This window comes from Streptomyces sp. NPDC046261 (assembly GCF_040646235.1).
Taxonomy (GTDB): domain Bacteria; phylum Actinomycetota; class Actinomycetes; order Streptomycetales; family Streptomycetaceae; genus Streptomyces.
The window spans coordinates 904,306-931,000 of the sequence record NZ_JBEYZU010000001.1 but is presented as its reverse complement, the minus strand read 5'-3'; the positions used below and the strand labels follow the sequence as shown (position 1 = coordinate 931,000).

At 71.6% G+C, this 26,695-nt stretch carries 22 protein-coding genes; 7 read left to right on the top strand and 15 right to left on the bottom strand.

Annotated features, from left to right (window positions below; genetic code table 11):
• Window positions 1-348 precede the first annotated feature (348 nt).
• The 3 genes from ABZ956_RS04250 to thyX form a co-directional block, all read right to left on the bottom strand.
• A complete protein-coding gene (locus tag ABZ956_RS04250; protein WP_361886569.1) occupies window positions 349-2,034 on the bottom strand; it encodes a ribonuclease J in 1,686 nt (561 codons plus the stop codon).
• A gap of 114 nt (window positions 2,035-2,148) precedes the next feature.
• Window positions 2,149-3,048 (bottom strand): 4-hydroxy-tetrahydrodipicolinate synthase, encoded by a 900-nt coding sequence (gene dapA, locus ABZ956_RS04245; protein WP_361886566.1) that lies wholly within the window; start codon window positions 3,046-3,048, stop codon window positions 2,149-2,151.
• 212 nt (window positions 3,049-3,260) lie between these two features.
• Window positions 3,261-4,010 (bottom strand): FAD-dependent thymidylate synthase, encoded by a 750-nt coding sequence (gene thyX, locus ABZ956_RS04240; RefSeq protein WP_361886563.1) that lies wholly within the window; start codon window positions 4,008-4,010, stop codon window positions 3,261-3,263.
• 217 nt (window positions 4,011-4,227) lie between these two features.
• Between thyX and ABZ956_RS04235 the strand changes: the two genes are divergently transcribed.
• Window positions 4,228-4,470: a hypothetical protein gene (locus tag ABZ956_RS04235; RefSeq protein ID WP_361886560.1), complete on the top strand. Its 243-nt coding sequence runs from the start codon at window positions 4,228-4,230 to the stop codon at window positions 4,468-4,470.
• A gap of 78 nt (window positions 4,471-4,548) precedes the next feature.
• Window positions 4,549-5,187: a hypothetical protein gene (locus ABZ956_RS04230; protein WP_361886557.1), complete on the top strand. Its 639-nt coding sequence runs from the start codon at window positions 4,549-4,551 to the stop codon at window positions 5,185-5,187.
• Window positions 5,188-5,203: 16 nt separating this feature from the next.
• Here the strand turns inward: ABZ956_RS04230 and ABZ956_RS04225 are convergent, their stop codons facing one another.
• The 6 genes from ABZ956_RS04225 to eccD form a co-directional block, all read right to left on the bottom strand.
• Complete coding sequence (locus ABZ956_RS04225) at window positions 5,204-5,665, bottom strand: hypothetical protein (protein WP_361886554.1); 462 nt, start codon at window positions 5,663-5,665, stop codon at window positions 5,204-5,206.
• A gap of 5 nt (window positions 5,666-5,670) precedes the next feature.
• Window positions 5,671-6,423, bottom strand: a complete 753-nt coding sequence (dapB, locus tag ABZ956_RS04220) for a 4-hydroxy-tetrahydrodipicolinate reductase (protein ID WP_361886552.1) — start codon at window positions 6,421-6,423, stop codon at window positions 5,671-5,673.
• 38 nt (window positions 6,424-6,461) lie between these two features.
• Window positions 6,462-7,841 (bottom strand): pitrilysin family protein, encoded by a 1,380-nt coding sequence (locus ABZ956_RS04215; protein ID WP_361886549.1) that lies wholly within the window; start codon window positions 7,839-7,841, stop codon window positions 6,462-6,464.
• The gene (locus ABZ956_RS04210; RefSeq protein WP_361886546.1) at window positions 7,838-10,057 is read right to left on the bottom strand and encodes a polyribonucleotide nucleotidyltransferase; all 2,220 of its coding nucleotides are present in this window, start codon (window positions 10,055-10,057) and stop codon (window positions 7,838-7,840) included. The genes ABZ956_RS04215 and ABZ956_RS04210 overlap by 4 nt, the downstream gene beginning before the upstream one ends.
• Window positions 10,058-10,368: 311 nt before the next feature.
• Window positions 10,369-10,656, bottom strand: coding sequence for a 30S ribosomal protein S15 (gene rpsO / locus ABZ956_RS04205; protein WP_045934183.1), 288 nt, complete (start codon window positions 10,654-10,656; stop codon window positions 10,369-10,371).
• Window positions 10,657-10,861: 205 nt separating this feature from the next.
• Complete coding sequence (gene eccD / locus ABZ956_RS04200; protein WP_361886543.1) at window positions 10,862-12,304, bottom strand: type VII secretion integral membrane protein EccD; 1,443 nt, start codon at window positions 12,302-12,304, stop codon at window positions 10,862-10,864.
• 195 nt (window positions 12,305-12,499) lie between these two features.
• On the opposite strand from eccD, the gene eccCa reads away from it, so the two are divergent.
• Entirely contained in the window at window positions 12,500-16,453 is a 3,954-nt protein-coding gene (gene eccCa / locus ABZ956_RS04195; protein WP_361886540.1) for a type VII secretion protein EccCa, read from the top strand.
• 85 nt (window positions 16,454-16,538) lie between these two features.
• On the top strand, window positions 16,539-16,964 hold the full coding sequence (locus tag ABZ956_RS04190) for an ester cyclase (protein WP_361886537.1): 426 nt from the start codon (window positions 16,539-16,541) through the stop codon (window positions 16,962-16,964).
• Between the two features lie 89 nt (window positions 16,965-17,053).
• Here the strand turns inward: ABZ956_RS04190 and ABZ956_RS04185 are convergent, their stop codons facing one another.
• Both ABZ956_RS04185 and ABZ956_RS04180 read right to left on the bottom strand, forming a co-directional pair.
• Complete coding sequence (locus tag ABZ956_RS04185) at window positions 17,054-17,353, bottom strand: WXG100 family type VII secretion target (protein WP_361886534.1); 300 nt, start codon at window positions 17,351-17,353, stop codon at window positions 17,054-17,056.
• 52 nt (window positions 17,354-17,405) lie between these two features.
• A complete protein-coding gene (locus tag ABZ956_RS04180; protein ID WP_361886531.1) occupies window positions 17,406-17,795 on the bottom strand; it encodes a WXG100 family type VII secretion target in 390 nt (129 codons plus the stop codon).
• Between the two features lie 204 nt (window positions 17,796-17,999).
• Here ABZ956_RS04180 and ABZ956_RS04175 point away from each other — a divergent pair, with 204 nt between their 5' ends.
• The gene (locus ABZ956_RS04175) at window positions 18,000-18,212 is read left to right on the top strand and encodes a DUF397 domain-containing protein (RefSeq protein WP_361886716.1); all 213 of its coding nucleotides are present in this window, start codon (window positions 18,000-18,002) and stop codon (window positions 18,210-18,212) included.
• Between the two features lie 52 nt (window positions 18,213-18,264).
• Here the strand turns inward: ABZ956_RS04175 and ABZ956_RS04170 are convergent, their stop codons facing one another.
• The 4 genes from ABZ956_RS04170 to eccB form a co-directional block, all read right to left on the bottom strand.
• Window positions 18,265-19,743: a PQQ-binding-like beta-propeller repeat protein gene (locus ABZ956_RS04170; RefSeq protein ID WP_361886529.1), complete on the bottom strand. Its 1,479-nt coding sequence runs from the start codon at window positions 19,741-19,743 to the stop codon at window positions 18,265-18,267.
• A gap of 65 nt (window positions 19,744-19,808) precedes the next feature.
• The gene (locus ABZ956_RS04165) at window positions 19,809-21,263 is read right to left on the bottom strand and encodes a PQQ-binding-like beta-propeller repeat protein (RefSeq protein ID WP_361886526.1); all 1,455 of its coding nucleotides are present in this window, start codon (window positions 21,261-21,263) and stop codon (window positions 19,809-19,811) included.
• Between the two features lie 27 nt (window positions 21,264-21,290).
• Window positions 21,291-22,547, bottom strand: coding sequence for a type VII secretion-associated serine protease mycosin (gene mycP, locus ABZ956_RS04160; RefSeq protein ID WP_361886523.1), 1,257 nt, complete (start codon window positions 22,545-22,547; stop codon window positions 21,291-21,293).
• Between the two features lie 13 nt (window positions 22,548-22,560).
• Window positions 22,561-24,153: a type VII secretion protein EccB gene (eccB, locus tag ABZ956_RS04155; protein WP_361886520.1), complete on the bottom strand. Its 1,593-nt coding sequence runs from the start codon at window positions 24,151-24,153 to the stop codon at window positions 22,561-22,563.
• Between the two features lie 195 nt (window positions 24,154-24,348).
• Between eccB and eccE the strand changes: the two genes are divergently transcribed.
• Both eccE and ABZ956_RS04145 read left to right on the top strand, forming a co-directional pair.
• Window positions 24,349-25,635, top strand: a complete 1,287-nt coding sequence (eccE, locus tag ABZ956_RS04150) for a type VII secretion protein EccE (RefSeq protein ID WP_361886517.1) — start codon at window positions 24,349-24,351, stop codon at window positions 25,633-25,635.
• Window positions 25,635-26,474: a hypothetical protein gene (locus tag ABZ956_RS04145; RefSeq protein ID WP_361886514.1), complete on the top strand. Its 840-nt coding sequence runs from the start codon at window positions 25,635-25,637 to the stop codon at window positions 26,472-26,474. Before eccE ends, ABZ956_RS04145 begins: the two co-directional genes overlap by 1 nt.
• Window positions 26,475-26,695: the final 221 nt, after the last annotated feature.

Sequence of the window (26,695 nt, the reverse complement as noted above, 5' to 3'; positions counted from 1 at the left end):
GGCGTTGACTTTTGGCACGCTGTTGAGTTCTCAAGGAACGGACGCTTCCTTTGTACTCACCCTCTCGGGCTTTCCTCCGGGCGCTTCCCTTCGGTATTTCGTGTTTCCAACCTTACCAGATCCGTTTTCCGTTCCGTTTCCGGTCCGAATTCCGTTTCCGGCCCCCTGTTGGAGCGGGGTTCCGACTTTATCAGATTCATCTGGGTCGGATTTCCATCCGCCTCGCGGGCCCCTCCGTACGCACAAGGTGTTCGGCGTTCCCGCTGCGGTGGAGCCGTAAACGTACTGGACGGCCGCGCCCGGATGCAAATCGGCGCAGGCGGGGCCGTCCATACGGCTGATGTGGCGTCAGACCTCGACGACCACAGGGAGGATCATCGGGCGCCGGCGGTAGCTGTCGGACACCCACTTGCCGACCGAGCGGCGCACGAGCTGCTGCAGCTGGTGGGGCTCGGCGATGCCGTCGGCGGCCGCCTTGGCGATGGCCTCTTCGATCTTCGGGACGACGGCCGAGAAGGCCGCGTCGTCGATGCCGGAGCCGCGCGCCTGGATCTGGGGGCCGCTGACGACCTTGCCCGTCGTGCTGTCGACGACCACGTGGACGAAGATGATGCCCTCGTCCCCGAGGATGCGGCGGTCCTTGAGGTGGACCTCCGTGACGTCGCCGACCGAGAGGCCGTCCACGTACACGTAGCCGGCCTGGACCTTGCCCACGATGCGGGCCTTGCCGTCCACCAGGTCCACCACGACGCCGTCCTCGGCGATGACGATGTGGTCCTTGGGGATGCCCGTGAGGGCGCCCAGCTCGGCGTTGGCGCGCAGGTGGCGCCATTCGCCGTGCACCGGCATCAGGTTCTTCGGCTTGCAGATGTTGTAGAAGTACAGCAGCTCGCCGGCCGAGGCGTGGCCCGAGACGTGGACGCGCGCGTTGCCCTTGTGGACGACGTTGGCGCCCCAGCGGGTCAGGCCGTTGATCACGCGGTAGACCGCGTTCTCGTTGCCCGGGATGAGCGACGACGCCAGGATCACCGTGTCGCCCTGGACGATCCGGATCTGGTGGTCGCGGTTGGCCATGCGCGAGAGCGCGGCCATCGGCTCGCCCTGGGAGCCGGTGCAGACCAGCACGACCTCGTCGTCCGGCAGGTCGTCGAGGGTCTTGACGTCGACGACGAGGCCGGCCGGGATGCGCAGGTAGCCCAGGTCGCGGGCGATGCCCATGTTGCGGACCATCGAGCGGCCCACGAAGGCGACGCGTCGGCCGTACTCGTGCGCCGCGTCCAGGATCTGCTGGATGCGGTGGACATGGCTGGCGAAGCTGGCCACGATGATGCGCTTCTGGGCGCCCGCGAAGACCTGGCGCAGCACGCCGGAGATGTCGCGCTCGGGCGGGACGAAGCCGGGGACCTCGGCGTTCGTGGAGTCCACGAGCAGCAGGTCGATGCCCTCCTCGCCGAGCTTGGCGAAGGCGGGGAGGTCGGTGAGGCGACGGTCCAGCGGGAGCTGGTCCATCTTGAAGTCACCGGTGTGGACGACCATGCCGGCCGGGGTGCGGATGGCGACGGCCAGCGCGTCCGGGATGGAGTGGTTGACCGCCACGAACTCGCACTCGAAGGGGCCGATCCGCTCGCGGTGGCCCTCCACGACCTCGAGGGTGTACGGGCGGATGCGGTGCTCCTGGAGCTTGGCCTCGATGAGCGCGAGGGTCAGCTTGGAGCCGATCAGCGGGATGTCCGGCTTCTCGCGGAGCAGGTAGGGGACGCCGCCGATGTGGTCCTCGTGGCCGTGCGTGAGCACGATGCCCTCGATGTCGTCGAGGCGGTCCCGGATGGACGAGAAGTCCGGCAGGATCAGGTCGATTCCGGGCTGCTCCTCCTCGGGGAAGAGCACTCCGCAGTCGACGATCAGGAGGCGGCCGTCGTACTCGAAGACCGTCATGTTGCGGCCGATCTCGCCGAGACCGCCGAGGGGGGTGACCCGCAGGCCGCCCTTCGGGAGCTTCGGCGGCGGACCGAGTTCAGGGTGCGGGTGGCTCAAAAGACTCTCCTCACCACGCGCGCCACATGTCCCCTGGACACATGGCGCGCATGACATTCGTGCACGTGCGGTTTTCGTCTGTATTCCGTCGGTATTCAGTTGTGAAGTCTGGTGTTACAGCTGTACCCCGCCCGCGGTGAGATCGCGCTTCAGCTGCTCGGTCTGCTCTTCGGTGAGCTCGACGAGCGGCAGTCGCAGCGGTCCGGCGGGCAGGCCCTGGAGGGCGAGGGCGGCCTTGGTGGTCATGACGCCCTGGGTGCGGAACATGCCGGTGTAGACCGGGAGCAGGCGGCGGTGGATCTCGGCGGCCTTGACGGCGTCGCCGGCGCGGTAGGCCTCCAGCAGTGCGCGCAGCTCGGGGGCGACGACGTGGCCGACGACCGAGACGAAGCCCGCGGCGCCGATGGACAGCAGCGGCAGGTTCAGCATGTCGTCGCCGGAGTACCAGGCGAGGCCCGTGCGGGCCATGGCCCAGCTCGCGGCGTCGAGGTCGCCCTTGGCGTCCTTGTTGGCGACGATGCGGGGGTGATCGGCGAGCCGGACCATGGTCTCGGTCTCGATCTGCACACCGCTGCGGCCGGGGATGTCGTAGATCATCACCGGGAGGTCCGTGGCGTCCGCGACGGCCGTGAAGTGCCGGCGGAGGCCCTCCTGCGGGGGCTTGTTGTAGTACGGGGTGACGACGAGGAGGCCGTGGGCGCCTGCCTGCTGGGCGGCGCGGGCCAGCTCGACGCTGTGGTGGGTGTCGTTGGTGCCGGCTCCGGCCACGACATGGGCGCGGTCGCCGACCGCTTCGACGACGGCCCGGACCAGCTGGGCTTTCTCCGCATCGCTGGTGGTGGGCGACTCGCCGGTGGTGCCGTTGACGACGAGGCCGTCGTTGCCGGCGTCCACCAGGTGGGCGGCGAGGCGCTGTGCGCCGTCGAGATCAAGGGCGCCCTCGGCTGTGAAGGGCGTGACCATGGCGGTCAGGACCCGCCCGAAGGGCGTCTGCGGTGTGGAGGTCGGAGCCATGGGGCCCACGCTACTCGTTGCTCACCGTGAGGTGCTCCCTCGGGGAGTGCGAAAAGGGATCCCGGCACTGCCTGCTCGGGGGTTCAAGCAGTGCCGGGTCCGTTTTTTCAGCCTAGATGAAGGTGATGAAACGCCGCAATACGGACACCTGACCCGATGCTCCGGGTAGCAGCGCGTCACCATCACTTCCGTCACCGCGCGAACGCGGTGGGCTACGGGGCGACGCGGCCGTTCTTGTTGAAGGCGGCGTAGGTGAGCGGCATGAGCTTGGCCCACTCCGCCTCCATCTTTTCGCCGACCATCTCGATCTCGCGCTGCGGGAAGGAGGGAACGGTCGCCAGCTCGTGCTGCGTGCGCAGGCCGAGGAAGTGCATCAGCGAGCGGGCGTTGCACGTGGCGTACATCGAGGAGAACAGGCCCACCGGCAGGACCGAGCGGGCGACCTCCCGGGCGACGCCCCCGGCCAGCATCTCCTGGTACGCGGCGTACGCCTGGCGGTAGCTGTCCTCCATGGCGCGGCCGGTCAGCTCGTACTGCTCCTGGCTGCCCTCGACGAAGACGTACTTGCCGGGGCGGCCCTCCTGGACCAGCTTGCGGGAGGCTCCCGGGACGTAGAAGACGGGCTCGAGCTCGCGGTAGCGGCCGGACTCCTCGTTGTACGACCAGCCCACGCGGTGGCGCATGAACTCGCGGAAGACGAAGATCGGGGCGCTGATGAAGAAGGTCATCGAGTTGTGCTCGAAGGGGCTGCCGTGGCGGTCGCGCATCAGGTAATTGATGAGCCCCTTGGAGCGCTCGGGGTCCTTCGTGATCTCTTCGAGGGACTGCTCGCCGGCCGTGGAGACGCGGGCGGCCCACAGCACGTCGCTGTCGGCCGCGCTGTGCTTGACGAGCTCGACGGTCACATCGCTGCGAAACGTCGGCATGTCCGTCTTCGCGTCCTCGGTGGGGGTGTCGGTCACCGGCGGGGTCCTTCCATCTGCAGTGCTTGGCCGCCGCCAAGCCTAAGGGCCGCCACTGACACTCGTCCGACACCGGGGCCCGGTCCCCCTTCCCACAGCCGGGCGCGGGACGCCAGTTGATATTTTTCACAGAAGTTACGGAAAACGGGCACCTATGCACCGCTTCGCGCGTCCTTACGTGTGACAGCACACTTCGAGGTTCCTAGGAGAGCCCTTCATGTTCCGCCGGCGAGAGCCCGTACCGTTCGCCTTCGTCGCCGAGGCCGAGCGCTACCGCAGCAACGTCGCGCCGCCGCCCCGCAATCGCGCCAGCCGTTCGGAGATAGCCGGGCGGACCCTGATCGGACTGACCGTCGCGGCGGGGCTCGTCGGGGCCCTGCTGTTCGGCATGCCGTCCCTGGAGACCGGTCCGCAGAAGACGCAGAACGCCCAGCAGTCCGAAGCGGGCACGGGCCGCTGACGGACGCCCGCTGATCAGCGGGTACCCTCACCCCGCACAGCCATTCGAGCGTGCTATGCGTCTGAGTGAGGAACCGTCGTGCCCCTGCCCTTCCTGACAGCCGACCGCGACGGCGACGATCTCGCGACTGCTGCTACGCCCACCCGTACACCCACGACCACGGTCGCGGCCGGCACCCCTGCGGCCGCGCCCGCCCCCGCCGCGTCACCGTCCCCCGAGGACCCCGAGGACCCGTACGACAACCGCCACCGCTGGCGGCGCCCGTACTCCCCCGGACCTCTGCGGGTGGGTGGCGCGGCGGTGGTGCTTCTGCTGGCCGGTTACGTCCTGCTCTCGGCGCTGATCATCGCCCTTGCCGGGTCCTGGATCGGCGCGGGCGTCTGTGGTGTCCTCGGCGCGCTGCTGATCACGCTCGCGGTGCGGCTGGTCCGTACCGGCATCTGGGTGGGTCCCAAGGGCCTGCGCCAGCTGCGGCTGCTGTCGGGCACGACGCTGCCGTGGTCCGAGGTCACGGGCGTACGGACCGTGCAGCAGCCCGTCCGGTTGCTGGGGCTGCCGCGCACGGTCCAGGGCCAGGTGCTGGTCGTGCAGCGGGCGCAGGGCGCGCCGCTGCCCGCCCTGGTCAGCGACCACGGCGCCGACTTCCTCGGCCGCCCGCAGGCGTTCGCCGCGGCCGTCGACGCCGTCGAGGACTGGGTGGCGGAGTTCAAGGGCTGAGCCGCCGCCCGGCCGGCTAGGCCAGGTCGGCCCGTACCGGCTTTCCGTCGTGCAGGGCGATCGCCCGCTGCATGGCCTTGCGGGCCCGCGGGGTGTCACGGGCGTCGTGGTAGGCGACCGCCAGGCGGAACCACGAGCGCCAGTCCCCGGGGGCCCGCTCCGTCTCGGCCCGGCGCTTGTCGAAGACGGCGTCCGCGGAGTCCCGGTCGATCCGGCCGGAGGGGGTCCGTACGAGCTCGTCCACCGGAAGCCCGCCCTCGGCCTCGAGCTCCCGCGCCAGCCGGTCGGCGTCGCGCGCGAACTTGGTGGTCTGGTACAGGAACCAGGCGCCGATGAAGGGCAGCACCAGCACGGCGACGCCGAACGCCACTGTGATGGCCGTGCCCTGCTGGATGAGCATCACGCCGCGGCTGCCGACCAGGACGAAGTAGACGGCCAGGACGGCGGCCAGGGCGAAGTAGACGACTTTCGCGCGCACGGTGATCAGCCCAGATCCAGGAAGTGTTCCAGGCCGAAGGTCAGCCCGGGGGTGTCCACCACGCGCCGGGCGCCGAGCAGGATGCCCGGCATGAAGCAGCTGTGGTGCAGCGAGTCGTGCCGGATGGTGAGCGTCTCGCCGGTGTCGCCGAGCAGCACCTCCTGGTGGGCCAGCAGGCCGCGCAGGCGTACGGCGTGCACGGGCACCCCGTCGACGTCCGCGCCGCGCGCGCCGGCGAGGGCCGTGGTCGTGGCGTCCGGCTGCGGCGCGCAGCCCGCCTCGCGCCGCGCGGCCGCGATGAGCTGCGCGGTGCGGGTGGCGGTGCCCGAGGGGGCGTCGGCCTTGTTCGGGTGGTGCAGCTCGACGACCTCGACGGACTCGAAGAAACGGGCCGCCTGCTGGGCGAAGGTCATGGTCAGGACCGCGCCGATGGAGAAGTTCGGGGCGATGAGCACGCCCGTGCCGGGCGAGGCGTCCAGCCAGGAGTTCAGCTTCGCCAGCCGCTCCTCGGTCCAGCCGGTGGTGCCGACCACGCCGTGGATGCCGTTGGCGACGCAGAACTCGAGGTTGTCCATCACCGAGTCCGGGTGCGTCAGCTCGACCGCGACCTGGGCTCCCGCCTCGGTCAGGGCGTCCAGCTTGTCGCCCCGGCCCAGCGCGGCCACCAGCTCCATGTCGTCGGCGGCCGCCACCGCCCGTACGGCCTCGGAGCCGATCCGGCCCTTGGCGCCGATCACCGCGACGCGCAGCTTGCTCATCGTCCCTGCTTCCCCTTGTCGGCCTGTCGGCCCCTGGTTTAAGAAACGGCCTCGTGCAGGCGCGCGGCCTGCTTGTCCTTCAGCGGGCCGATGACGGACAGCGAAGGACGCTGCCCCAGTACATCGCGGGCCACCTCGCGGATCTCCTCCGGGGTCACGGCCGCGATGCGCGTGAGCATGTCGTCGACCGACATCTGGTCGCCCCAGCACAGCTCGCTCTTGCCGATGCGGTTCATCAGCGCGCCCGTGTCCTCCAGGCCGAGGACCGTGGAGCCGGAGAGCTGGCCGATGGCACGGCCGATCTCCTCGTCCGACAGCCCCTCGGCGGCGACCCGGTCCAGCTCGTCGCGGCAGATCTTCAGCACGTCGTGGACCTGGTTCGGGCGGCAGCCGGCGTAGACGCCGAAGAGGCCGCAGTCGGCGAAGCCCGAGGTGTAGGAGTACACGGAGTAGGCCAGGCCGCGCTTCTCCCGGACCTCCTGGAAGAGCCGGGAGCTCATGCCGCCGCCGAGGGCGGTGTTGAGGACCCCGAGCGCCCAGCGGCGCTCGTCCGTGCGGGCCAGACCCGGCATGCCGAGGACGACGTGCGCCTGCTCGGTCTTGCGGCCGAGCACCTCCACGCGGCCGGCGGTACGGATCGTACGGGCGCCGGAGCGGGGGCCCACCGGTGTCGCGTCCGGGCGGCCCAGGGCGCCGGCCTTCTCGAAGGCGGCGCGGACCTGGCGGACGACCTTGGCGTGGTCGACGTTGCCCGCGGCGGCGACGACCAGGTGGGTCGGGTCGTAGTGCTTCTTGTAGAAGCGGGCGATCTGGTCGCGGGTGAGCGCGTTGATGGTGTCGACCGTGCCGAGCACCGGGCGGCCGAGCGGGGTGTCGCCCAGCATGGTGTGCGCGAACAGGTCGTGCACGCAGTCGCCGGGGTCGTCCTCGGTCATGGCGATCTCTTCGAGGATCACGCCGCGCTCGGCGTCGACGTCCGCGGCCTCGATCAGCGAGCCGGTCAGCATGTCGCAGACGACGTCGATGGCGAGCGGCAGATCGGTGTCGAGCACACGTGCGTAGTAGCAGGTGTACTCCTTCGCCGTGAACGCGTTCATCTCGCCGCCGACCGCGTCGATGGCGGCGGAGATGTCGAGCGCACTGCGCTTGGCCGTGCCCTTGAACAGCAGGTGCTCGAGGTAGTGCGTGGCGCCGTTGAGCGTCGGCGTCTCGTCGCGCGAGCCGACGTTCGCCCAGATGCCGAAGGTCGCCGAGCGCACGGACGGCAGGGTCTCGGTGACGATGCGCAGGCCGCCCGGGAGGGTGGTCCTGCGGACCGTACCGATGCCGTTCTCGCCCTTGAGAAGCGTTTGGGTACGGGCGACGGCCCGCCCCTCCGAGGAGGTGCGGGCCGTCTTCCGTGTACTACGGGACGTCACTTGTCGGACTCGTCCTTGGTCTCGGCGTCGGTGTCCTCGCCCTCGATCACGGGGATCAGGGAGAGCTTGCCGCGCTGGTCGATCTCGGCGATCTCGACCTGGACCTTGGCGCCCACGCCGAGCACGTCCTCGACGTTCTCCACGCGCTTGCCACCGGCGAGCTTGCGGATCTGCGAGATGTGCAGCAGGCCGTCCTTGCCCGGGAGCAGGGAGACGAACGCACCGAAGGTGGTGGTCTTGACGACCGTGCCCAGGTAGCGCTCGCCGACCTCCGGCATGGTCGGGTTGGCGATGCCGTTGATCGTGGCGCGGGCGGCCTCGGCGGCCGGGCCGTCGGCGGCACCGATGTAGATGGTGCCGTCGTCCTCGATCGTGATCTCGGCGCCGGTGTCCTCCTGGATCTGGTTGATCATCTTGCCCTTGGGGCCGATGACCTCACCGATCTTGTCCACGGGGATCTTGACGGTGATGATCCGCGGGGCGTTGGGGGACATCTCGTCCGGGGTGTCGATCGCTTCCATCATCACGTCGAGGATGTGGAGGCGGGCGTCGCGGGCCTGCTTGAGGGCCGCGGCCAGGACGGAGGCCGGGATGCCGTCCAGCTTGGTGTCGAGCTGGAGGGCGGTGACGAACTCCTTCGTACCGGCGACCTTGAAGTCCATGTCGCCGAACGCGTCCTCCGCACCGAGGATGTCGGTGAGGGCGACGTAGTGCGTCTTGCCGTCGATCTCCTGGGAGATCAGGCCCATGGCGATGCCGGCGACGGGGGCCTTCAGGGGCACACCGGCGTTCAGCAGCGACATGGTGGAGGCGCAGACCGAGCCCATGGAGGTGGAGCCGTTGGAGCCGAGCGCCTCGGAGACCTGGCGGATGGCGTACGGGAACTCCTCGCGCGTCGGCAGCACGGGCACGATGGCCCGCTCGGCCAGGGCGCCGTGGCCGATCTCGCGGCGCTTGGGCGAACCGACGCGGCCGGTCTCACCGACGGAGTACGGCGGGAAGTTGTAGTTGTGCATGTAGCGCTTGCGCGTCACCGGCGACAGCGTGTCGAGCTGCTGCTCCATGCGGAGCATGTTCAGCGTGGTGACACCCAGGATCTGGGTCTCGCCGCGCTCGAACAGCGCCGAGCCGTGGACGCGCGGGATGGCCTCGACCTCGGCGGCGAGGGTACGGATGTCCGTCACCCCACGGCCGTCGATGCGCTTGCGCTCCTTGATGACGCGCTCACGGACCAGGGACTTGGTCAGCGAGCGGTACGCCGCGGAGATCTCCTTCTCGCGACCCTCGAACTGCGGCAGCAGCTTCTCGGCGGCGAGCTCCTTGACGCGGTCGATCTCGGTCTCGCGCTCCTGCTTGCCGGCGATGGTGAGCGCCTGGGAGAGCTCGTCGCGCACGGCCTCGGTCAGGGCCGCCAGGACGTCGTCCTGGTAGTCCAGGAAGACCGGGAACTCGCCCTCGGGCTTGGCGGCCTTGGCGGCGAGCTCGGACTGGGCGCGGCACAGCACCTTGATGAAGGGCTTCGCGGCCTCGAGACCGGCGGCGACGACCTCCTCGGTGGGGGCGTCGGCGCCGTCCTTGACCAGCTGGATGGTCTTCTCGGTGGCCTCGGCCTCGACCATCATGATCGCGACGTCGCCGTCCTCGAGGACGCGACCGGCCACGACCATGTCGAAGACGGCGTCCTCGAGCTCGGTGTGGGTCGGGAACGCCACCCACTGGCCCTTGATCAGAGCGACGCGGGTGGCGCCGATCGGACCGGAGAAGGGCAGGCCCGCGAGCTGCGTGGAGCAGGAGGCGGCGTTGATGGCGACCACGTCGTAGAGGTGGTCGGGGTTGAGCGCCATGATCGTCTCGACGATCTGGATCTCGTTGCGCAGGCCCTTCTTGAAGGAGGGGCGCAGCGGCCGGTCGATCAGGCGGCAGGTGAGCACCGCGTCCTCGGAGGGGCGGCCCTCACGGCGGAAGAAGGAGCCGGGGATCTTGCCGGCCGCGTACATCCGCTCCTCGACGTCCACCGTCAGGGGGAAGAAGTCGAGCTGGTCCTTGGGCTTCTTGGAAGCGGTGGTGGCCGACAGCACCATGGTGTCGTCGTCCAGGTACGCGACGGCGGAGCCGGCGGCCTGCTTGGCCAGGCGGCCCGTCTCGAAGCGGATGGTGCGGGTGCCGAAGGCGCCGTTGTCGATGACGGCCTCGGCGTAGTGGGTCTCGTTCTCCACCAGGGATATCTCCTCTTGTGCGTCCCGGCCCGTGTGGCGGGGACGGTGGTGGAGGGCGCCGCTGTGCGCTGTGCGGGGGCCGGTCTTCGATCGAAGCACCCGGAATTCCCTGTTCCGGGGGCCACTACCGAGGACCGGCGGAGCGCCGGCGTCCCTCCTCGTCAGGTGTTTCGTTCTGTATGCCGTTGTGGGACCAGACTACAAAGCTTCTGCTCGTCTCTGCTTCCCATGGACCGCGCGAAGGGGCGCGCGGCCCTGGCATGCACGAAGGGAGCGGCCCCCGGGCTGGGAACCGCTCCCTTCATGACGTCTTACTTGGCGCCGGCGGCACCGCGGCGGATGCCGAGGCGCTCGACCAGGGCGCGGAAGCGCGTGATGTCCTTCTTGGCCAGGTACTGCAGCAGGCGGCGACGCTGGCCGACCAGGAGCAGCAGACCACGACGGGAGTGGTGGTCGTGCTTGTGCTGCTTGAGGTGCTCGGTCAGGTCCGAGATGCGGCGGGTCAGCATGGCCACCTGGACCTCGGGGGAACCGGTGTCGCCCTCCTTGGTGGCGAACTCGGCCATGATCTGCTTCTTCGTAGCGGCGTCGAGCGACACGCGGTACTCCTCAAATTCTCTGTTTCGGCCACCGAGTGCCCCTGGTCTATGTCTCAGGGGAGCTTCCGTTACTCGGGAGGCGGGGTCCGCTGGGCGCTGTCCCCAGAACCCTGATCTGCTGACCGGGGCGGTCCGGAGGCGCGTACACAAACGGCCACTACACACAGTACCAGCCCCGCGGCCGGGCCCCGCCGGGGGTCGCGGTTCAGCCGCTGGTCAGGCCGCGGGCGGTGGCGTACACGTCGAGCACCGCGAGGCACAGGGGCACGAGGGCGAGGAGGAAGGCGCTCTCGGTCACCTCGGTCGCTCTCCCCCAGAAGGGTGACAGCCCCTTGCGGGGGATGATCAGCGCGACGCAGGTGAGCAGGGCCGCGACGGCGGCCACGGCGACGGCGAGCCAGACCGTACGGACGTCGGAGCCGGCGGCGGCCGGGTGCAGGGCCGTGCCGAGGACGAGCAGGGCGAGGGCGGCCACGCCCGCGCCGAGGACGGCGGCGACCTGCGCGGTGTAGCGGAAGAGGCGGGCGCGCAGCGGCATGGCCAGCCCCGCGGTCAGGGCGAGGGCCTGGGCCCAGGGGTCGGCGGAGAAGGCGAGCACGGCGGCGGAGCCGGTCACGACGGCGGCGCAGCCGCCGACGAGGCCGAGGAGCAGCTCGTGGCCGCGGCGGGCCTGGGCCGCGACGCGCTCGGTGTCGACGGGCTCGGTGCGGGGGGCGGCGGGGCTCTCGTCGTCCTCGTCGTCCTGGTCGCCGGAGGTGGCGCGGGGTGCGGCGTAGCCGACGGGGAGGCGGGCGACGCGGGCGGAGAGCGCGGGCAGGAAGGCGAGGGCGCCGATCGCGACGACGGCGCAGACGGCGGCGGCGTCGGCCGGGTCGGCTCCGGTGAGGATGGCGCCGAAGGTGGCCAGGACGCCGGTGGCGGCGGCGAGGACCGTCGCGACGAAGGGGGCGTCGCCGCCGGGCATGAGGGCGACCAGGACGACGGCGGCGATCAGCACGGTCGCGCAGCCCAGCAGCAGCTGCAGCCGGCCGGCGCCCTCGCCCGCGCCGGGGCCGAGCACGCCGGACCCGGCGATCAGCAGGTGCGGCACGGCGGCCAGGCCCAGGGCGACGGCCGAGGCGCGGTCGTCGTAGACCCGGGCCCGTACGCCGGCGAAGGCGGTGAGGAAGACGGCGACGACGCCGGCGACGATGCCGGGCACACCGTGCATGTCGTGGCGGACGGGGTCGGCGAACCAGAGCACGAAGCCCATGAGGACGAGCAGCAGGGCGCCGGCGAAGAGGCCGGTGCCGCGCAGGAGCCGGGCGTCCCACAGGGCGCGGTCGGCGGTGACGGCGGAGGCGACGGCGTCGGAGACGTCGTCGTGGACGGCGGGCGGCAGGGACTCGGCGAAGGGCCGCAGCGAGAGGATCTCGCCGTCGAGGACGCGCTGGGCGGCGAGGGTGCGGGCGCCGTCGAGCACGGTGCCGTCGCGGCGGACGAGGTGGTAGCCGGTGGGGCTGCCAGGGGCCTGGGTACCGCCGGTCAGCCGCAGGATCTCCGGATTGACGTCGGCGACGGGCAGGTCCTCGGGGAGGGCGACGTCGATGCGACGGTCCGGCGCGACGACGGTCACCCTGCAAAAGCCGGTCGTGGCGGGTGTACTCACCCGGATTGCCCCCTGATCTGGTTCTTTAGGCGTTCGTTCGTGCTCGACGGCCCGTGCCGCAGGGCGCGCGGCTGGTCACCCTACCGGGGGCGAACGTCCGTACGCCGATAGGATCACCGTCTCGCGAGGGGAGGCCGGGGCCACAGGGGTGCCGGATGGGAACTGCCCCTTCGCTCAGAGGGGTTGAGCCGTTCCGTGAGCCAGGTCGTCGTCAAGCGCCCGCCGCGGGTCCTCCCGCCCGAGGTGCCGAGCGCGGAACTACGGCTGGAGGCGCCCCCGGAGCTGCCGCGGGGCCCTCAGGACGGCATCCTGATGCAGCTGCTGCCGACCGTGGGCATGGCCTCGTCGATGGTCTACTTCTTCATGCCGGGCGCGCAGCCCATGATGAAGATCATGGGCGTCCTGATGATGGTCTCGACGCTCGGCATGACCATCGCCATGATCGTCCGGCATCGCCAGGGCTCGCAGGGCCAGATGGCCGACGCGCGCCGGGACTACCTCAGGTACCTCGCGCAGACCCGGCGGACGGTGCGGCGCACCGCCCGGGCGCAGCGCGACGCGCAGTTGTATCTGCACCCGGCGCCCGACCAGCTGTGGTCGGTGGTCGCCGAGGGCGCCAGGGTCTGGGAACGGCGGGCGGGTGACGACGACTTCGGGCAGGTGCGCATAGGGCTGGGCGCGCAGCGGCTCGCGACGCCGCTGGTGGCCCCGGAGACGGCGCCCATAGACGATCTGGAGCCGCTGACGGCGGGCGCGATGCAGCGCTTCCTGGCCATACACGGTTCGCTGGACGGCCTGCCGATGGCGGTGTCGCTGCGCGCCTTCTACCACCTCACCCTCTCGGGTGAGGTGGAGACGGTGCGCGGCACGGCGCGGGCGCTGGTGGCCCAGCTGGCCACGCTGCACTCCCCCGAGGACCTCGTCATCGCGGTGGTCGCGGGGCGGGGGGCGGGCGCCCACTGGGAGTGGACGAAGTGGCTGCCCCACGTGCAGCTGGCGGGCACGGTCGACGGGGCCGGGACGCGGCGGCTGATCGGCGACGACCTCGGTGAGCTGGAGGAGCTGCTGGCGCCGCGACTGGAGGGCCGGCCGCGGTTCAGCCGCGAGGGCCGGCCGCTGCACGAGCAGCCTCATGTGGTGGTCGTGCTGGAGGGCGCGGCGGTGCCGCAGGACTCGGTGTTCGCGGCGCCGGAGGGCCTGCAGGGCGTCACCGTGGTGGAGGTCGTGCCGGGTGAGCTGGACGAGCTGCGCGGCGGGCTGGCGGTGACCGTGCGGCCGGGCAGGCTGCGGCTGCGCTCGCAGGTGGCGGCGTACGACGGGGTGCCGGACACGCTGTCCCCGCAGGCGGCGGAGGCGCTGGCGCGCCAGCTGGCCCCGCTGCGGATGGGCGGGGGCGAGGAGGACGAGCCGCTGCTGGCCAACTGGGACTTCACGGAGCTGCTCGGGCTCGGTGACGCCGCCGCGGTGGACGTCGCCCGTACGTGGCGGCCGCGGACGCCGGCCGAGCGGCTGCGGGTGCCGATCGGGGTCGGCGAGGACGGCTCGCCGGTGATGCTCGACCTCAAGGAGGCCGCGCAGGACGGCATGGGCCCGCACGGTCTGTGCGTGGGCGCGACCGGCTCGGGCAAGTCCGAGCTGCTGCGTACGCTGGTGCTGGGGCTGGCGGTCACGCACTCCTCGGAGACGCTGAACTTCGTGCTCGCCGACTTCAAGGGCGGCGCGACCTTCGCCGGGATGTCCTCCCTGCCGCATGTCGCGGCGGTCATCACCAACCTCGCGGACGACCTGACGCTGGTCGACCGCATGCGCGACTCGATCACGGGCGAGCTGCAGCGCCGGCAGGAGCTGCTGCGTTCGGCGGGCAACTACGCCAACATGCACGACTACGAGAAGGCGCGGGCCGCGGGTGCCGCGCTTGAGCCTCTGGCTTCACTCGTCCTGGTGATCGACGAATTCAGCGAGCTGTTGACGGCCAAGCCCGACTTCATCGACATGTTCATCCAGATCGGCCGCATCGGCCGTTCGCTGGGGGTGCATCTGCTGCTGGCCTCGCAGCGACTGGAGGAGGGCCGGCTGCGCGGCCTGGAGACGTATCTGTCGTACCGCGTCGGTCTGCGGACGTTCTCGGCGGCCGAGTCGCGGACGGCGCTGGGCGTGCCGGACGCGTACCACCTGCCGACGGTGCCGGGGTCGGGGTATCTGAAGTTCGGTACGGACGAGATGACGCGGTTCAAGGCCGCGTACGTCTCCGGTGCGTACCGCGCGGGGGCGGCCGTGGTCGCCGGGGACGGGCAGCTGCCGGTCGAGCGGCGCCCGGTGCTCTTCACCGCGGCTCCCGTGCCCGTCACGTACGCCGTGCCTGATCCGGTGCCGGCCGCGGCCCCGGACCGGGGCGAGGACGACACGTTCGCCGACACGGTCCTGGACGTGGTGGTGCGCCGGCTGGAGGGCCAGGGTCCGCCCGCCCACCAGGTCTGGCTGCCGCCGCTGGACCGGGCGCCGTCGCTGGACCAGCTGCTGCCGCCGCTCTCGCGGGTGCCCGGGCGTGGCCTCACGGCCCCCGAGTACCCGCGCCCCGGCCAGCTGGTGGTGCCGCTCGGCCTGATCGACAAGCCCTTCGAGCAGCGGCGTGACGTGCTGTACCGCGACTTCTCGGGCGCGGCCGGCCACATGCTCGTCGTGGGCGGCCCGCAGTCCGGCAAGTCGACGCTGCTGCGGACGCTGATGGCGGCGTTCGCCCTCACCCACACCCCCGCCGAAGTGCAGTTCTACGGGCTCGACTTCGGTGGCGGCGGCATGAGCGCCGTCAGCGGGCTGCCGCACGTGGGCGGCGTGGCCTCCCGGCTCGACCCGGAGCGGGTGCGCCGTACGGTCGCCGAGGTGGCCGGTGTCCTGGCCCGGCGCGAGGAGTACTTCCGGGCGAACGGCATCGACTCGATCGCCACCTACCGGCGGCAGCGGGCGGCGGGCCGCCTGCCCGACCAGGACTGGGGCGACGTCTTCCTCGTCATCGACGGCTGGGGCAACTTCCGGCAGGAGTACGAGCTGCTGGAGGGCGTCGTCACCGACATCGCGGCGCGCGGCCTCGGGTACGGCGTCCACGTCGTGGTGACCGCCTCCCGCACCATGGAGGTGCGGGCGACGCTCAAGGACCTGCTCCTGAACCGCCTGGAGCTGCGGCTGGGCGACACGATGGACTCCGACTTCGACCGCAAGGTCGCGGCGAACGTCCCCGCGGGCGTGCCCGGGCGCGGCCAGCTGCCGGAGAAGCTGCACTTCATGGGCGGCCAGCCACGGATCGACTCCGGCAGCGACCCGGAGACGATGACGGACGCGACCGCCGCGCTGATCACCGCGGTCCAGGAGGCGTGGTCCGGTCCGCGGGCGCCGCGGGTGCGGCTGCTGCCGCGCCGGCTGCGCGCCGACGAGCTGCCCAAGGGCGGCGAGCACCCGGAGCTGGGCGTGGCCATCGGCATCGACGAGACCGCTCTCGAGCCCGTCTTCGTCGACTTCGAGACCGACCCCTTCTTCCTCGTGCTCGGCGAGAGCGAGTCGGGCAAGACGGCGCTGCTGCGCCTGCTGGCCAAGCAGATCACCGAGCGCTACGGCCCGGACGAGGCGAAGATCGTGGTCGGCGACTACCGCCGCACACTGCTGGACGTCGTCCCGCAGACGCATCTGGTGGAGTACGCGCCCATCGCCGCCGCCCTGACGACACACGCGAGCGCCCTCAACGGCCTGATGGAGCGGCGCGCCCCGCAGCCCGGCATCACCCCGCAGCAGCTGCGCGAGCGGAGCTGGTGGACGGGCCCGCGGTTCTTCGTCTTCGTCGACGACTACGAGCTCGTCGCCACGAGCGGCGGCAATCCGCTGGCGGTGCTCACCGAGAACCTGCCCTTCGCCCGTGACGTCGGCGTCCGCTTCATCATCGCGCGCAGTTCGGCGGGGGCGTCGCGCTCGATGTTCGAGCCCTTCATGCAGCGCGTGAAGGAGCTGGGCGCGCAGGGCGTGGTCCTGTCGGGCGACCCGGGCGAGGGCGACATCCTGGGCGGGGTGCGGCCCCGCCCGATGCCGCCGGGCCGCGGCTACTTCGTCTCGCGCAAGCGCGGGACGCCGCTGGTGCAGCTGGGGTGGCTGCCACAGGAGTGACACGGCGGCGTGCCGGGCAGGTGATCCTTCACGGTCGCCCGGCGCGTCCGAGCCGGCCGGGGACGCGGCGCTGCACACTGCGAGGGTGTCCATCGAGGAGAACAAGAAGCTCGTCCGCCGTTTCTACGACGCGATCGACAAGGGCGACATCGACGCCCTGGACGACCTCGTCGCGGAGGACTACCTGGACCACTCGCCGCCGCCCTTTCCCGGATTCGCCCCCGGCCTCGAGGGCGTGAAGCAGGTCTTCCGTCTGTTCTGGGAAGCGACTCCCGGCACGCACCACATCGAGGACCAGGTGGCGGAGGGCGACAAGGTCGTGACGCGCCTGCTCTGTCGGGGCGTCCACGAGGGCGACCTGCCGGGCATCCCGGCCACAGGTCACGAGCTGACGGTGACGGCCACGGTCATCCACCGCATCGAGAACGGCAAGCTGGCGGAGAAGTGGTCGGACAAGGACCTGCTGGCGTTCCTCCAGCAGGTCGGCGTCCTCCCGCCGCTGGAGGGATAGCCCCCGCACCGGCCCGGGACCCGGGCCCGGGCATACGCGTGGGGTGGGCGACCGCGCCTCCGGTCGCCCACCCCACGCGTACGCCGTCGTCAGTGCTGGCCGAAGAGTCCGGCCGACTTGCGGTCGGTGGCCTGGTACTGGGCGCTGCCGCTGTCGATCTTGCGGGCGACGTCGTCCAGGACCGTCTGGATGTGCTTGGCCCGGGCGTCCCACTGCCGCTTGGCGGCCTGCATCATCTGGAACGCCTCGCCCTCCCAGCCGTGGGTGACCTTGTTGACCGCGCCCCAGAGGATCTCCAGCTGCTGGTCCACGACCTTGGCTGCCGCCCTGATGTCGGATGCCGTGTGCCCCAGCCCGCTGTACTGGACCTTGAGAATTCCGTCGGACATGCGTCCCCCACTCGTCTGCGTGCTCGGTAGTCGACTGTTGATCAGGCGACGCTCAGTAGGCGTCGATCTTGCTCTCGAGGCCGGCGCTCAGACCGGTCTGGGTGCTGCGCGCGTCGAGGTGACCGCCGGCGGCCGCACCGTTGACGTCGATGCTCCGGAACCCGGCCATCACGTCGGCGTCGGTGGCCTTGCCGGACTTCCGCGTGAGGGCGACGGCGTCGTGGATGCCGTCGATCAGCCGGCGCAGGGCGTCGTGGTCGTCGTTCAGGTCGTGCTGCGCCTTCACGAACGCCCTCGCGGCCTCGCCGGTCCAGGCCCCCTGCGCCTGGCCGACGGCGTTCACCAGAGACCTCAGGTTCGACGACAGGGCCGCGCTCGCTTCGCGGATGGTGTTCTCGAACGTGATGAATGCCGCGTCGTCGATCTTCTGGATGCCCGACATGTCCACCTTCCCCCATGAGTTGACGGCGTATCGAATGGATTCGAATTCGCGCCTCATAATCTAGTCGACCTGTGCGAACTCCCGTCGCCTTACGGCCGCCGGTTGCTAGCGTCGGCTCCGGTGCCTCGCACCCGTACCGTCGGAAGATCGGAAGAGGAGCCCGGATCAGTGGCCACTGAAGAAGAGAAGGAAGCGCTCTACGCCATGGACATCTCGGGCGCGGAATGGCACAGCGCCCCGGGTGACACCTCCGCGGAGCGCGTGGAGATCGCGTATCTGGAGGGCGGGGCCGTGGGGATGCGTTCGTCCGCCGACCCGGACACCGTCCTGCGGTACACCAAGAGCGAGTGGGACGCGTTCGTGCTGGGCGTGCGGGACGGCGAGTTCGACATCGAGGTCGAGGCCGGGGAAGCCTGAAGGGCAGGGCCCGGCGCGGGGGCGTGCGGTGCGCACGCCCCCGGGCGGCGGCTCAGTCCTCCTTCGCCGGGGCGCTGATCGCGTAGATCATTCCGGCCTGGTCGTCCTCGAAGCCGCCGTCGTTGACCAGCAGCAGGCGGTCGCCCACCAGCCGGGGGAAGCCCTCGATCTTGGACATCATCGCCTCGTTGCGGCGGTCGCGGTCGGCGTCCGAGTGCTCGACGGTGCGGACGGCCTTGCCGGTCGAGGCGTCGAGGTAGGTCATCCGGCCGCGCCGGTCGGAGGTCGCGACGGTGTAGGCGGCCAGCTGGCCGTTCCGTACGGCCAGGGGCATCGTGTAGCGGTTGGAGTCGGCCTTGTGGGTCCAGCGCTCCTTGCCGTCGGCCAGGTTGTAGGCCATGGTGACGCCCTTGCCCGAGACGTAGAGGGTGTTCGTGCCCTTGTCGACCAGGGGGCCGGTGCAGCCGGACGTCGCCAGGAAGCAGGTGCCCAGCATCCAGTAGCTGTTGTAGGCGACGCGCGCCTTCTCCTCGCCGCTGTCCGGGTCCAGGACGACGAAGTCGTACCGGCTGTCCCGGCCGCCCTTGCCCGGCGCCTGGGTGAGGACGAGTGGGTTGGTGGAGACGATGGTGACGAAGCCTTCGTTACGGTCGAGGTTGCGGCTCCACTTGGGCTTGTCGAGCTTCCTGGGGTCCAGGGAGCGCAGCGTGATGTCGCGCGTGCCGCAGTAGTTGACGGAGATCAGCCGCTCGCCGCCCGCGGAGTCGACCATTTCGCACTTGTCGTGCTTCTCCTGCTCGACGCGCTTGCCGTCGTTGAGGCGGCGCGTCTGCTCGCCCGTCGTCCAGGTCGCGTAGACGTGGCGGTCGTTGAGGGCGAGCTCCAGGCCCGACTTGCCCCACTTCCTGGGCTTGAGGGCGTCGTCCGCCTCCTTCTCCTCGACGAGGAGCTCTTCCCAGATGCGGTGGCCGTCGCGCAGGTCGATGGCCATCAGGTCGAGGCAGCCGTCGCCGAACTCGGCGGCGAGGACCGCCACGTTGCCCTCGGATTCCCGGGAGGCCGCGCAGAGCGAGCCCTTGAGGAGGAAGGACCACTTCTTCTCGCCGGTGACGATGTCGTAGGCCGTGACCATGTCCGGTTCGGCCTTGACGACGAGCGAGGAGGTGAACCAGGTGCCGAGCGCCGACTTCATGCTCTTGTCGTCGGGCTTGGTGCGGGAGTCGGCCGTCCACACCACCGAGCCGGCGGCGGACTTCTTCTCCTTGGCGGCCGGCTTCCCGTCCCGCGAGGCGTCGCCGCCCAGGAACGACCACAGCGCCCAGCCGCCCCCGGCGAGCACGAGGGCCAGGACCAGGGCGATGAGGGCCGGCTTGCGCCAGGCGGGGCGGCCGGGCCCGGAGCCGGGGGCCGGCGGCGGGGGGACCGCCGCGGCGGAGGGATGTGTGGGCGCGTGGACGAGCGGCGGCATGGGTGCCGACGACGGCTGCTGCGGTGGATAGCCGTACTGCGGTGGCTGGGGCGGCTGGGACACTGAGGGGACTCCCGGGTTCTCGTTCTGCGGCTCTCGGCGGGGACTGCTCGAAGGGATGGTCACCGTCAGCGGAAGGCCATCATCAGCGTGCTGTCCGTCATGCCTTCGTCCGCGACCAGGTAGAAGCGGCCGTCACGGAAATAGGCGGTTCCCCTGCGGAGGGCGTACTCGCGCTCCGCCGACTCCTGGGGAAGCGTCATGAAGACCGTGGACGCGCCGTTCGCGGGGTCCAGGGAGAGCAGCTTGCCGCTCTCTTCGCGGGTGGCCTGCTGGTAGACCAGCAGGCGCCCCTCGTGCATGGCCAGGGGCCGGCTGTTGCGGTTCCCGCCGAGGGGAACGGTCCAGCGCGGCTTGCCCGTGCCCAGGTCGATCGAGGCGATGGCGTTGGGGCTGGCGCCGGTGTCGGCGACCTTGTCGTTGCGCGTGGGGAGGTAGAGCGTCGAGCCGTCGACGACCGCCCTGCGGCAGGAGTCGAACATCCGCGGCTTGCAGTCCTCGAAGGCGTAGGGGCCGGCGGGGACGGAGATCAGGTTCTTCAGCCGGCCCTTGTCGTCAAGCACCACCAGGTCCGAGGGGTCGTGGTCGTTCTCCCGTGCCACCACGAGCACGGCCGGCTGGACGGAGAGGACGTTCTGCACCTTGAGGCCGTCGAGGACCTTCCAGGTCCACTTCTCCACACCGGTCTTGGGGTCCACGTTCATCACGAACTGGCGCCCGAAGATCTGGCACTGGGCGACGGTGAGCTGGTGCGGGCCGTCCACGACCGTGCCGCTCTGGCGGCAGCCGACGTCCAGCGGTTCGCGCTTCTCCCCGCTGTCGGCGGCGTACACGCGCGGTTCGAGCCCTTCGGCGAGGGTGACGACGCCGCGTGAGGAGGAGATGTTGGCCGTCCCGTGGCTGTCCTTCCTGCCCCGGGAGTCGGTCAGCTCCTTCGTCCACAGCTGGCGCCCGCGCTCCACGTCGACGGCCATTACCTGGTCGCACGCGAAATCGCTCTTGCCGTAGACGACCACCGCGATGCCGCCGTCCGGCTTCGGCGAGCGGTTGCAGGCGACGCCGGGGACGGGGACGCTCCAGCTGGGCTTGCCACTGCGCACGTTGTAGGCGGTCACCGTCGTCTTCGTGGACATCACGACGTTGTCCTTCACGAACCACGCCGGGGCCACGCGCTCGGCGTGGTCCTTGTCCGGCGAGGGCATCGGAATCATCCACTCGAGCTTGGCGTCGACGGCCTGGGCCGGGCCCTTCTTCTTCTGCGGGGAGTCCTTTCCGTCGCGCCCCCACAGCAGCCAGCCGCCCGTGCCCAGGCCGGCCACCAGCAGCAGTCCGAGCCCGATGGCCAGGGCCTTGCGGCGCTTGCCGGAGCCGCGCTCCGGCGAGCCGTCGCCGGGTCCGGCCCCGGGCGGGCCGAAGTGCGGCGCCGGGCCGAAGCCGGGCGGCGCCGTCCGCCGCTGGTCGAAGCTCGTGTCCCAGACCTGGGGCGGGCGTTGTGGGCCGTGGGGGGGTATTGGCTGACTCATGGGTTCCTTCATGCGGTGCCGCCCGTCTCAGGGCAGGCGGCGGCGATTACGGTCTCGTACGACCACGGCCGAACCCGCGATCGCGGCGACCAGGGCGGCCGTGCCGCCCAGGGTGTACGTGGCCAGGCGCGTCTGTCGCTCCCGCGGTGTCTCTCCCGGGGGGAGGGCCGCGGGTCGGGGGGCGGCGACGGCGTGTGCCGGGCCTCGGGGGGCGGTGACGTGGTCCGGGGGGTGGTCGTCCTCGGTGAGCGCGCGGGCGGGGTCGACGACGCCCCAGCCGATGTACCGGTCACGGCCGGCGGCGGGGCGCTCGGCGGTCTGCTCGATCTGGGCGACGACCTGGTGCTGCTTCCAGTCGGGGTGCTTGGCCCGGATGAGGGCGGCGACCCCGGCGACGTAGGGCGCGGCGAAGCTGGTGCCGTGGTCGACGCACTGGCCGCCGCCGGGGACGGTGGAGACCATGTCGACGCCGGGTGCGGCGACGCCGACGAAGTCGCCGGACTGGGAGAAGGGGGCCCGCTCGTTGTTGCGGTCGGACGCGCCGACGGCCAGGACGCCGCGGTAGGCGGCCGGGTAGGTCGCCTTGGCCTTGCCGTCGGCGCCGTCGTTGCCGGCGGAGGCGACCACGACGACGTCCCGGGCGAGGGCGTCCTGCACGGCGCGCTCCAGGTCGGAGTCGGGGCGCAGCGGGGTGGTGGTGTCCTGGGAGATGTTGATGACGCGGGCCCCGGCGTCGACGGCCTGCTTGATGCCGACGGCGAGGGTGCGCGAGGTGCCGGCGCCCTTTTCGTTGTTCTGCCGGATCGGGATGATGACCGACTCGGGGGCGAGCCCGACGAATCCGCTCGTGGCGGAGGGGCGGGCGGCGATGATGCCGGCGACCTTGGTGCCGTGGCCGACGGGGTCGACGGTGGGGCCCTTGCCGGCGTCCTTGGCGTCGGAGAGCAGGTCGGTGCCGGCCTTGGCGTCGACGGCGTCCTTCAGCTGCGGGTTCTGGATGTCCACGCCGGTGTCGATGACGGCGACGCGCACGGGGCGGCCCTGGCCGTCCTTGCCCTTGGTGTCCTGCCAGAGCTGGTCGAGGAGGACGCGCTGGAGCGACCAGGGGGTGCCCTTGATGGGCTTGGCGGGGTAGGTGCACTCGCCGCTGCCGTCGAGGACCGGGTGGCCGGCGGGGGTGTCCGCGCCCGTACGGCCCGGGGCGTCGCCGCCCGCCGCGGCGGCGGGGGCGCCCGCGGAGAGCGTCGTGAGGAGCGCTGCTGTCAGCACGGCTGTGGTTCGCATGACGGGCGTTCCCCTACGAACCCTGCGGCTGCTTGGCGCTGTTGGTGTCCAGCCGGGGTCCGGTCGGCAGGAACTGGGACCAGTTCGCGGGGACGGGAACGGGCTTGACCGCCTGGTAGCCGAGCCTGGCGCGGGCCTGGTCCGCCTCGCTCGCCCCGGCCGTGGTGGCCGCCCCTGACGTGGTGTCCGAGGACGGGTCGGGCGAGGGGCCCTCGCCGATCCTCGACTTGGCGGTGGCGCTGTCGTTGTTGGACTGGACGGCGTAGCGCAGGCCCGTGTCGGTGACGAGGTAGACGGCGCCGCTGTGCGTCTGGCGGCCGGTGACCTGGCGGTAGAGGAGGCCGGAGCCGGGCGTGACGTAGGCGCTGGTGGCGCCGTCGGGGATGGTGGCGGGGTAGTCCTTGCCGGCCCATACGCCCAGGTCGGGGGTGCCGTCCTCGGCGAGGCCGCCGAAGACGCTGCAGACGGTGTCGCTGGCGTCGCCGCCGGCCAGGGGGTCGGCGGAGTTGGCCTGGCGGGGCACCTGGGTGGGCCAGTGGTCGCCGCCGTGGAACTCCTCGGCGTCGGGGGTGAAGTCGGCGGCGCTGACCCGGGCGGGCGCGCCGGCCTGGCCGAGGGAGGCGAGGGTGCGGCTGCTGAGGAGGAGCTTGGCGACGAACTCCGAGACGCGGGCGACCTTTCCGGGCAGCACGACGTAGTGCTGGGTGGTGGTGCCGGTGGGGGCCTGGAGGATCATGCCGACGCGGTTGGCCTGGGCGCTGAGGGTGGAGATGCCCGCCGGGGCGCCGACGGTGCCCTTGATCTCGGGGAAGGTGATGGGGGCGCCTTCGTTGAAGGTGCCGAGCCATTCCTTGGTGACGCGCTGCGGCTGGGCGCCGTCGTGGAAGAGGGCGCGCAGCAGGAGGTTGCGGTCGGCGGTGTCCTGGGTGCGCCAGTCGGGGCCGCCGAGGAGGTAGCGGTTGCCCTTGGGGTCGATGAGGTAGCGGGCGTCGTCGGGTCCCTGGACGTAGAGGGCCTGGCCGCCGCGCAGGCGTTGCGGGCCGGTGAGCCGCTTGCCCTTCGGGTCTCCGGCCGAGAAAAGGAAAACTGCCTTTTGAGTGGTTTTACCGTTGCCGCCCGGTTGTTGGCAGACCGCCCACTGTTTCGCTTTGCCCGCCTGGGCGGCGGTGGGCATTCGGTCCGGCGCGTACGGAATGCCGAGCGTGGGTCCGCGCGGAATATGGCCGTTGTCGAGCTCGGATTCCCGGACCTTGATCACTTTGCCCTTGCCGGGGGCGAGAAGGAGCCGGGCGGAGGCGAGATTGAGGACGGGGTGCAGCTGCTTGCGGCCGTCCGTCCTGAGCACGACGTAGCGGGTGGTGGAGTCGCTGCCGACGATGACGTGCGCCTCCGCGTCGTCCCATCCCTTGGGGGCTACGGGCTTGAACACGCCCCACGCGCCGAAACCCGCCACGAGCAGCGCCCCGACGACGATGCCGGGAAGGACCGTGCGCAGCGGCCGCGGCGCGCCCTCCTCCGAACCACTGGGCGAGGGCTGCAAAAAGGCGGCAACTGTCCGTTTCTTCGCGAAAATGTAGGCGTTGAGTTCATCCCGCCGTGATGCCATGTCGAGCCGTTTCTCCCCCGTTTTCGCAGCGGCCTCGCCTCGGCCGACCGGAGCCGCCCTCTCGGGCCCGGTGTCATACCGAGCCTCTACTATGCCCGTAGGTGATCGGCAGGTCTCGCCGGGGGACGGTACCGGCCGGGGCGACGGCTGATTCCCGAGCACGCATTCCGGGATATATGAGGGGGCTTGACGGTCATGGCTGCCGTGACGCGCGTACGGGCCTCGAACGGCCCGGGGGCCGGTGCGGACGCGATCGTTCCCCGGTCCGCTCCGGGGCGCGGGGCGCTGGGGCCGGTGCGGCTGCAGCAGCTCGTGCTGGCCGAAGTGGCGGCGGCCGTGGTGCTCGTCGGCTGGGTCGCCGGGGGGCTGTTCCTCGCTCCGGCGGTGGTGCTGGCGGTGCTGCTGCTCCTGCTCGCCGTCCTGCGCCGGGGGAGCCGGCCCATCACGGAGTGGCTGACGGCCGCGGCGGCGCTGCGGCGGCGCCTGCGCACCGCCGACGCCGCACCGGTGCCCCTGGGCACGGATCCGCGCCTGGCGCCCCTGGTGGAGTGCGAACCGGCGCTGCGCACCGAGTCCTTCACCGACCGCGAGCGGCGGTCGGTGGGGCTGGTCGGGGACGGCACGTTCCTGACGGCCGTGCTGCGCCTGGAGGCCGTGGACAGGCCGCTGCGCGCGAACCGGCTGGACAAGGCCCTGCCGCTGGCGCTGTTGCGGGACGCGATGGACGTCGACGGCATCGCGCTGGAGTCGGTGCAGGTGGTGCAGTCCACCCTGCCGGCGCCCGCGCCGCATCTGCCCGGCCAGGCGCTGGCCGCCCGTAATTACGCCCCGCTGCAGGCCCTTACGGGCTCCCCCGCCGTCCGGCAGACGTGGGTGGCGCTCAAATTCGACCCCGAGCTGTGCCCGGAAGCCGTCGAGGCGCGGGGCGGCGGCGTCGAGGGGGCCCGGCGGTGCGTCCTGCGGGCCGCCGACCAGCTGGCGAGCCGGCTGCGGGGGGCCGGGTTCGCGGCGACGCCACTGTCGCGGGAAGAGCTGACGGCCGCGCTGGCCACGGCCGCCGACGTCAACCCCGCCGCCACGGCCCAGGCCGGCCGTACGGGCACGCCCGCGCGACGGACCGTGGAGAGCTCCCGCGCCTGGCGGTGCGACGACCGGTGGCACACCACGTACTGGATCGCCCGCTGGCCCCGGCTGGGTACGGGCGGCGCTCCCCTGCCCCAGCTGGCCGCGCTGCTCACGTCGTTGCCCGCGCTGTCGACAACGCTGAGCCTGACGCTCGGCCGCGGCCGGATGCTCGACGGACGGCACGCGGCGACGATGACTGGACATGTACGGATATGCGGGCGCAGTGCGGATGAATTGGGTACGTTCCGGCGCGAGTTGGAGCGAGCCGCGCGGGCGGTGAAGGTCGGCCTGGTCCGGCTGGACCACGAGCAGGTCCCCGGCGTCCTCGCCACGCTGCCTCTGGGAGGGACCCGTTGATGACCACGCCCGCTACGACACCGGGGGCGGCGCCGGGTCCGCCGGATGCGCCCGGCATGCCGCAGGGCGGAGCGCCGGCGGCCGGGGCCGGGCCCGCGCCGGGCTCCCCGGCCGGCGGTTCCGCGGGCACCGCCCGGCGGCCGCGGTTCGGCTTCGGGCTGATCGGGCCCCGGCGCGGCCGGCACGAGGTGACGCCCGAGCAGCTCGAGGCGCTGGCGCTGCCCGTCGGGGACGACGGAGTCGTCATCGGCACCGACGCCCAGGGCGCCCCGGCCGTGCTCGGGCTGGCACGTCCCACGGCGTTCGACGTCGTCCTGGTGGGCGGCGCCTGGACGGCGCAGGTCATCGCGCTGCGCACGGTCGGCACAGGCGCGCGGGTCGCGGTCGAGACCGGGCGGCGCCCGTTGTGGACCGGGCTCGCCCAGTCGGCCGACACCGGGCAGCACTCCATCACCCTGCACGACGTCGGCCGGGTGCCGCCGCAAGGACCGTCGGTCCACAGCCCCGTGCTGCTCGTCCGCGACTGCGGGGCGCGGCCCCCGCGCGGGCGGGTCGGCGCCGCGCCCTGGCAGTCCGTCCTGACCCTGCTCCCCTACCCCAGCCCCGTGACGCCGCGTCTGATGGACCGGGCTGACCTCGTGGGAGTGCAGCGGGTCGCCCCGGACGAGGCGCGACAGGTCGGGCGCGCGATGAACCTGCCGCCCGACGACGTCGAGGCGCTGTCCACCCTGCCGGACGGGGTCACGCTGTGGTGCACGCGCTCGGCACGGACATATGTCACGACGCAGCCGACCGAACCGGAAGCCGGACTCCTGGGTGCGGCCCGGCGCATGGAGTGAGCGCCCCTGGGCAGCGGAGGGGAGAGCGCGGTCACGGTGTCGTGGGGGCGGCACGGGGAAGCCTTGTTCCACCGGGGGCGACGGGTGGGACGGGGCGGGCCTGCCGCAGCGATGCGGATGACGATTAGTCTGTATGAACGTACGCACTGGAGAACCCGATGCCGGTCCTGTCGCGTGACAGATCACGCGACAGAGGGGAAACCCGGGCGATCGGGGCGTCA